5 protein-coding genes and 1 pseudogene are annotated in these 7,374 nt (G+C 66.8%); 2 read left to right on the top strand and 4 right to left on the bottom strand.

Annotated features, from left to right (window positions below):
* Window positions 1–159, top strand: a pseudogene (locus N5E02_RS19340) (SAM-dependent methyltransferase); the annotation flags it as partial.
* Between the two features lie 124 nt (window positions 160–283).
* On the opposite strand, the gene N5E02_RS19335 reads toward N5E02_RS19340, so the two are convergent.
* Entirely contained in the window at window positions 284–1,063 is a 780-nt protein-coding gene (locus N5E02_RS19335; protein ID WP_279946630.1) for a polysaccharide deacetylase family protein, read from the bottom strand.
* A 59-nt stretch (window positions 1,064–1,122) separates the two neighbouring features.
* Here N5E02_RS19335 and grxD point away from each other — a divergent pair, with 59 nt between their 5' ends.
* On the top strand, window positions 1,123–2,049 hold the full coding sequence (gene grxD / locus N5E02_RS19330; RefSeq protein WP_065185372.1) for a Grx4 family monothiol glutaredoxin: 927 nt from the start codon (window positions 1,123–1,125) through the stop codon (window positions 2,047–2,049).
* A 122-nt stretch (window positions 2,050–2,171) separates the two neighbouring features.
* Here the strand turns inward: grxD and N5E02_RS19325 are convergent, their stop codons facing one another.
* The 3 genes from N5E02_RS19325 to N5E02_RS19315 all read right to left on the bottom strand — a co-directional run bounded on the left by N5E02_RS19325 (window position 2,172) and on the right by N5E02_RS19315 (window position 7,250).
* Window positions 2,172–2,711 (bottom strand): DUF924 family protein, encoded by a 540-nt coding sequence (locus N5E02_RS19325; RefSeq protein WP_005419210.1) that lies wholly within the window; start codon window positions 2,709–2,711, stop codon window positions 2,172–2,174.
* Window positions 2,712–2,754: 43 nt separating this feature from the next.
* Window positions 2,755–3,531, bottom strand: coding sequence for an AMP nucleosidase (locus N5E02_RS19320; protein WP_049415280.1), 777 nt, complete (start codon window positions 3,529–3,531; stop codon window positions 2,755–2,757).
* A 125-nt stretch (window positions 3,532–3,656) separates the two neighbouring features.
* Window positions 3,657–7,250: an autotransporter serine protease gene (locus tag N5E02_RS19315; protein WP_279946629.1), complete on the bottom strand. Its 3,594-nt coding sequence runs from the start codon at window positions 7,248–7,250 to the stop codon at window positions 3,657–3,659.
* Window positions 7,251–7,374: the final 124 nt, after the last annotated feature.

The raw sequence follows: 7,374 nt of genomic DNA, 5'->3' as shown, positions 1-7,374 counted from the left end.
GTCGGCTGGATGGGCACGCGGCCGCGCCACTACCCCGACCCGCACGTGCTGCAAGCGACACTGGCCGAGGCCGGATTGCAGGTGACGGCGCCGCGTCCCCTGCATGGGCGCACGCCATTCAACAGCTGGTTGCTGGTGGCCGAACGCCCCGCGCTGTAGAGCCGCGCTGCGACGTTTTTCCGGTGCTTCACACCGCCGCCCGAGCATCGGCTCGGGCGCTACAGCAGCGCCCCCTTGTAGAGCCGAGCCCATGCCCGGCTGCTCTACATCACCAGGGCCGGCGTTACGGGACCGGCAGCCGCGCTTTCAGCCCGCGCTCGTCCAGTGCCTTCAGCACGCCCTCAATGATCGCCAGGTTGTGGCCGTGGGCGGCCCCCTCATGCAGCAGCACGATGGCCCCCGGTCGCAGATCCGGCAGCAGGCGGTCGAGCACCCCCTGCGCCGTGCAACCGATGCCGTCGAAGCCGCGCGCGCTCCAGCCGACCCGGACCAGGCCCAGCCGCTGCAGCACCGGCGCCACGAACGGATTGGTCATGCCCACCACCGAGCGGTACCAGCGCACCGGGCGACCGCTTACCGCCTGCAGCACGTGCTGGCAGCCCTCGATCTCGGCGCGCATCGCCGCCGGGCCCAGCCGCCAGAAGCGCGCCTGCGGATGGCTGTGGCTGTGGTTGCCCAGGTCGTGGCCGCGGCGCAGGATCTCCTGCACCAGTTCCGGCTGCGCCAGCGCGCGCTCGCCCACCAGGAAAAAGGTGGCATGGGCCTGGTGGCGGTCCAGCAGGTCGAGGACGGCACGGGTTTCCGGGCCAGGACCGTCATCAATGGTCAGCCAGACGCTGTTGCCGGCATCCGGCAACCGGCTCAGCACCGGCGCATAGAAGCGACTGTTGGGCAGGAACACCGGCACCAAGAACAGTGCGTGGCTGGCCACCATCAGCGGCACCCCCCAGTGCCAGCCCGCCAGGGCCCAGACCAGGATCACCAGCAGCTGCGACGCCACCAGCCAGGGCAGCCAGCGCCAGGGCCGGGTCGGAATGCGATGCAATGTTCCTGCGTTGCTCATCCCCCATGATGCCATGAGGGGTAGAATCGATGGTTCGAATTCCCGGAACCCCGACGTCCATGTCCCTCGATCCCGCCCTGCGTTCGCGCATCGAATCCATCCTCAACGCCAACCGCGTCGTGCTGTTCATGAAGGGCCAGCCGTCGATGCCGCAGTGCGGTTTCTCGGCCAAGGCCGTGGGCGCCCTGCAGGACCTGGGTGTCGAGTTCGCCCACGTCAACGTGCTGGCCGACCAGGAAATCCGTGAAGGCATCAAGGCCTATGGCGACTGGCCGACCATCCCGCAGCTGTACATCGACGGCGAACTGGTCGGCGGCAGCGACATCGTGCTGCAGATGGCCGCCAGCGGCGAGCTGAGCAGCGTGCTGGGGCTGCCGGCACCGGACCGTACCCCGCCGAGCATCACCGTCACCCCGGCGGCCGTGGAAATGCTCAAGGGCGCGCTGGCCGACGCCCCGGGCGCCGCCCTGCAGCTGACCATCGACGCCGGCTTCCAGCCGAACTTCCAGCTGGCCCCGCACGACGAAGGCGCCATCGCTGCCGAGTCCAATGGCCTGCGCGTGCAGTTCGACCTGGCCAGCGCCCGTCGCGCCAACGGCATCACCATCGACTGGGTGGACGACATCCGCGGCAAGGGCCTGGCCATCGACAATCCGAATGCGCCCAAGCCGGTGCAGGAAATCAGCGTGCGCGATGCCGACGACCTGGTGCGTGCCGGCAACATCACCCTGGTGGACGTGCGCCCGGCCGACGAACGTGAAATCGCCGCCGTGGGCGTACCGTTCAAGACCTTCGACGGCAACGGCCGCGCCGCGCTGGAAGCCCTGCCGAAGGACACCGCACTGGCCTTCATGTGCCACCACGGTGGCCGCAGCGCGCAGGCCGCCGAGCAGTTCCGCGCCCTGGGCTTCACCAAGGTGTTCAACGTGACCGGCGGCATCAACGCCTGGTCGGAAGACGTCGACAACGGCGTGCCGAAGTACTGATTGACGGCGCGGGGTCAGCGCCCTTTCCTGCGGGAAGCGGATCTGGCCCCCGAAAAAAAAGGGGACGGAGGGGATTAAGTCGTTTATGCCACAAACGACTTAATCCCCTCCGCCCCCTTTTTTCAGCCGGCGAATCCGCCTTCGGCCAGGTAGTCCAGTTCCTCCGGCGAGGGAATGCGCCCCAGCACGGCGTTGCGGTGCGGGAAACGGCCGAAGCGGCGGATGATGTCGCGGTGCAGCTCGGCGTACTGCAGGTATTCCTTGTCGCCCAGCACATCGAACATCGCCACCGAACGGTCCTGGTCCAACGGGTCCTCGGAGTGCTCGAACGGCAGGTAGATGAAGGCGCGCAGCTTCGGCACCAGCTGCAGGTCCAGGCCTTCCTCGATGGCGCGCATGGCGTAGTGCCGGGCCAGGCCATCGGTAGCATAGGAATGGGCAGTACCGCGGAAGCAGTTGCGCGGGAACTGGTCCAGCAGCAGCATCAGCGCCAGTGCGCCCTCGGCACTGCCCAGCCAGTGTTCACGCCCACGCGAAGCGGCGGCGAAATGCTCATCTAGGAACAACTGGCGGAACTGCGCGTCGAACGCATCGTCGCGGGCGAACCACTTCGCAGGGCCCGCTTCTTTCCAGAAATCCACCACTTGCGCGGCAACGTCCATCACCTACTCCCCAGGGCCGGCGCGCCGCGCCAGGCCATCATCATCATTCGTCGAAGCGCAGGTGGCGGACCGACTTGCCGTTGCGCCGGATAAGCTTAAGCGCCTCGATACCGATCTGGATATGGTTTTCCACGAACTGGGAGCTGACCTTGGCATCGGAGGCCTCGGTCTTGACCCCGTCGGGGATCATCGGCTGGTCCGAGACCAGCAGCAGCGCGCCACTGGGAATGTGGTTGGCGAAACCGGCTGCGAACACGGTGGCGGTTTCCATGTCGATGGCCATGCAGCGCATCGCCCGCAGCCGCTCCTTGAAGGCCTCGTCGTGCTCCCAGACCCGGCGGTTGGTGGTGTAGACAGTGCCGGTCCAGTAGTCGTGGCCGAGGTCGCGGATCATGGTCGAGACTGCACGCTGCAGCGCAAACGCCGGCAAGGCTGGCACTTCCGGCGGCAGGTAGTCGCCCGACGTACCCTCGCCGCGGATCGCCGCGATCGGCAGCACCAGGTCACCCAGCTGGTTCTTGCGCTTGAGGCCACCGCACTTGCCCAGGAACAGTACCGCCTTGGGCATCACTGCCGACAGCAGGTCCATGATGATCGCGGCATTGGGGCTGCCCATGCCGAAGTTGATCATGGTGATGCCGTCGATGGTGGCACTGGCCATCGGCCGGTCCAGGCCGATGATGGGCGCACCGGTCAGCTCGGAAAAGGTGTGCAGGTAGCCGCCGAAGTTGGTCAGCAGGATGTGCTGGCCGAACTGGTCCAGCGGCACGCCGGTGTAGCGCGGCAGCCAGTTGTCGACGATTTCCTGCTTGCTCTTCATGGGCGGTCCGGTACGGCGTGGGGGCCGCCATTGTAGGCGTGCACGGGCCAACCCACACCTGGGTCGGCAACGAAGAAGGGCGGCCCTGCGGCCGCCCTCCTGGTTTACCTGCGGTAACCGGCGGCTTAGAAGCGCACCGACCAGCGCAGGTTGGCACTGTGGTCACGGCTTTCGTCGCCATACTGGCCGCTATAGCCCAGCTCCAGCTGCTGGCGTGCGGTCAACCATGCCGACAGCCCCAGTTCGGCCACCACCGTCCTGTCAGCCATCGGGGCACCGCTGACCACGAAGCTGTCGCTGCCGGTGGCAAAGGCGAAGCGGGCCGCCGGGTCGCGATCCCCGCTGGCATGGCGGTACCCGACGCCACCGCGCAGGTGCAGCCAGCTGTCCTGCTGGAACGAAGCCTTCAGGCCCTTGTCAAGACGCAGGCCGGCCGTGGCCACGGTGATACGGAGATCGTCCACCTCACCCTGCAGTGCAGCCGCGCCGCCGCGTTCGTTGACGCGCTTCATGTCCACTTCCACACGTGCGAGCTGCAGGTAAGGTTCCAGCCCCGCCTCGGGGCCGCCGAAGCGATAGCTCGCCTCGACGAACGCCTGGCGGGTGCGGCCGTCATAGCGTGCCGCCAGCGTATCACTGTAACCGGAGAAGGCCAGCTCGCGGGTGCTCTTCACCTCATGCTCGCTCCAGGCCAGGCCCCCCCGCAGGCCGAAGGCGCCCCAGTCGTGACTGGCATAGGCCCCCAGGTGCGTATTGTCGACCTTGGCACGCGCACGGCGTCCTTCCTGCTGCTTGGCATCGGTACGGCCGGTACCGGCCAGCATGCCCACCTGCCAGCCGTTGATCTCGCGGTCCACGCCTACCAGCAGGCCGCTGCTGTTGGCTTCGGTGCGTGCGGTGTTGCCATTGCCGTCCAGCGTGGTGCTGCCACCGATGGCCTGTACCCAGACCCCCGTGGCGGCGTCGCCGTCTGCTCCCGGCGCGCGTGCACCGACGCGGCGCGACAGTGCGGCATCACGCACGTAGCGGCTGCCCTCGACCAGGGCCATCGCGGTGGCCGCATGCAGCTCGCCGCTGAGGCCGTCCAGTGCAGCGCCTACCTGTTGAGGGAACAGCAGGGTCAGTGGGCGCGGCAGGCCCTGGTTGACCGCCAGCCGGTCGGCCACAGTGGCCACCGCGCGCTGGTTGTCGGTACTGGCGGCACTGGCGAGCGGATTGCCACGGGTGACTTCAATGCGCGCGCCACCGGTGCCATAGGACAGCCCGAATTTCAGGAACGGCGAGAACGCACTGAAGTCGGTGGTGGCGAACTGGCCACGGATTCCGCCGTCGGCACGGATGAAGTTGAACTGCTCACCCAGGTAATAGGTGCCCGCTTCCGGCAGGGCGATCAGGGTGCCGCCCAGGGTGGCGGTACCGGTGACGCGCAACTGGTCACTGTGCCCGCCCGGGGCCAGCTCGGCCTGGTACACACCGGTGGCGGTCTGCACGTAGTCGCCGTTGATGGTCAGCGTGCCGATCGAGTTGCCCGGTGCAACGATACCGGCCACGGTGGTATCGCCCAGCTGGCCGATGCCCTTCAGCGTGCCGTTCGGGCCAACGAGGGTGTGACCACCGCTCTGCGTGCCGTTGAACGACAGCACGCCACCGTTGACGGTCAGATCGGAGCCTGCGAGTACCCCGCCTGCATTCACACGACTGTTGCCCAGGCTGGTCAACGCGCTGTTTTCCAGCCTTCCGTTCAATTCGAACGTCCCCTGCGCGGCCACCGAGGTGTGGGCGCCGCGCTGCACACCGTCGAAGATGACCACGCCACCGTTGACGTTCAGGTCGGAGCCATCCAGCACACCGCGTGCGTTGATATGGCTGGAGCCCCCCTGACTGTTCAGCGCAGTGTTCTTCAACGTGCCATTGAGCAGGAAGCTACCGCCGGCCACGTCCACCGCTCCGGTGAGCGTATTGACGCCATCCAGTTCCAGCACGCCCTCGCGCACCAGCGCACCGTTGAAGCTGTTGTCGCCGCTCAAGCGCAGCCAGCCGATGCCGCTCTTGGTCAGCTTGCCGGGGCCGCCGATGTCGTTGGTCCAGTTGTCCCAAGCATCGCCCTCCCACACTTTCAGGCCACCGGCACGCTGGTTCATCACCACGTTGGTGTCCACGCGCAGCGAACCGTAACCCTCGATGGCCTTGGCCAGGTTCAACAGGCCCCAACCGTAGATGTCGTCGATGCCGGGCGCGCCCAGATCGGTGGTCGTGGTCAGCAGCACATCGCGCACCTGCGCGCTGTCCAGATAGGGGAAGCGTTCAAACAGCAGGCCCAGCGCGCCGGTGACGTGGGGCGCGGCCATGGAGGTTCCACTCAGCAGTGCATAGCCATAGGTAGGCACGCGCTGCTGGATGTCCAGGCTGACATTGCCGTTGGCGTCGATGCCGACGCTGCCGGCCAGGCTGGAATCATCACCATAGGCGGTCGATACGATGTCCGAACCCGGTGCGGCAAGGCACCAGTTGGCACTCAGGCCGCACTTGTTGGAGCGATTGCTCAGGGTCAGATTGGTACCGACGTTGACCACGCTCAACCAGTACGGCTCGATGTCGGCGAATGCGCGCGGCAGCGTGGCGTAGAGGCCGGCGATGGGGCTCTGCGCAGGCGTCGGAATCACCGAACTGGTATTGCCGGCCGCCCACACCTGGATCATCCCGCGCGCACGCGATCCGTCGGCAAAGGTGTTCAGGTACTGGCGGTCGTCTGGGTCGTTGTAGATCGCGTCCATGTCCGTCGCTGTCGTCGGTTCCGTGACCAGGCCCCAGCTATGGTTGATGGCACGCACGCCCTGCGCGTTCATCTGGGCATACAGGTCCTGGAAGGCGCTGACTTTCGGGCCGATCGCGCCCAGCGTCACGACCGAGTAGCCAGTCGCCGTACGCTGCCACTCGCGGATGCTGTCGGAGAACAGCCGGCCAACGGTCAGGTCCGAACCGAAGGACACACCGTGCATGCCGCTTCCGTCCCGGTTCGCCGCGATGGTGCCGGCAACGTGCGTACCATGGATCTCGAACTGCATCCCCGGCTGCACATAGGGGCCCGACTCGATGATCCTGCGGATGTTGTCGGGCACGTTGGCGTTGTACCCGACATAGCTGATCTGGACGTCATCGCCATCACTGGCGAAGCAGGCCGCCGGCCCACGCACTGCGGTGGTGTTGGTGCAGCGCGTGCCGTCAGCCATCAGATCGGCGATGCGGACGCTGCGGTTGTCCTTGCCGGCGAATTCCGGATGGTCCAGACCCGTGCCACTGTCGAACACGCCCAGGCGGATGCCGGCACCGGTCAGCCCGCGCGCATAGGCCACGTCGGCATTGATCGCAGCCAGGCCCCAGTCGAGTTCGAATTCACTGGTGCGCCAGCTCGCAGCATCGCCGGGCCTGCCCATGACCGGCTCCGCGGAAGCATTGACGCTGGGAGCCAGCGCCGCCACCGGAATCGCTACCGAGGGAGCGATCATCGCGGGAGCGGAGGCGCTCACTCCGCCTTGCGCGGCGAACGCCGACTGCAGGCTGCGCTGCAGCTGGTAACGGGCCAGGGCGTCGTCACTGTCCTGGGCCAGGACCGGCAGTGCGGTGGCCACCAGCAAGGAACCGACAATGGCCGACGCCAGCGGCGAGGGCAGGAAGGAACGGCGCGAAACGGTCGAACGGCGGAGCTTTGCAGCAGTCATCGGTTGCGTCCTTGATTCCATGAAAGGTACGGGCCCGGCTCCGTCGTTGGAGCAGGTGCGTAAGCTGGTGATACAGGTCAGCGCAAGACGTAATCAGCCCATTGCTTCATCCAACGTTAATATT

It is taken from the genome of Stenotrophomonas sp. GD03777 (genome assembly GCF_029842485.1).
Lineage (GTDB): Bacteria > Pseudomonadota > Gammaproteobacteria > Xanthomonadales > Xanthomonadaceae > Stenotrophomonas > Stenotrophomonas sepilia.
Note: the sequence above shows the minus strand (reverse complement) of the source record. Positions and strands in the feature narration are given on the sequence as shown.

What these genes read in the sequence shown, in the direction of transcription:
- N5E02_RS19335 (WP_279946630.1), bottom strand. Translation starts at nt 1,063, where the DNA reads ATGAGCAACGCAGGAACATTGCATCGCATTCCGACCCGGCCCTGGCGC.
- grxD (WP_065185372.1), top strand. Translation starts at nt 1,123, where the DNA reads ATGTCCCTCGATCCCGCCCTGCGTTCGCGCATCGAATCCATCCTCAAC.
- N5E02_RS19325 (WP_005419210.1), bottom strand. Translation starts at nt 2,711, where the DNA reads ATGGACGTTGCCGCGCAAGTGGTGGATTTCTGGAAAGAAGCGGGCCCT.
- N5E02_RS19320 (WP_049415280.1), bottom strand. Translation starts at nt 3,531, where the DNA reads ATGAAGAGCAAGCAGGAAATCGTCGACAACTGGCTGCCGCGCTACACC.
- N5E02_RS19315 (WP_279946629.1), bottom strand. Translation starts at nt 7,250, where the DNA reads ATGACTGCTGCAAAGCTCCGCCGTTCGACCGTTTCGCGCCGTTCCTTC.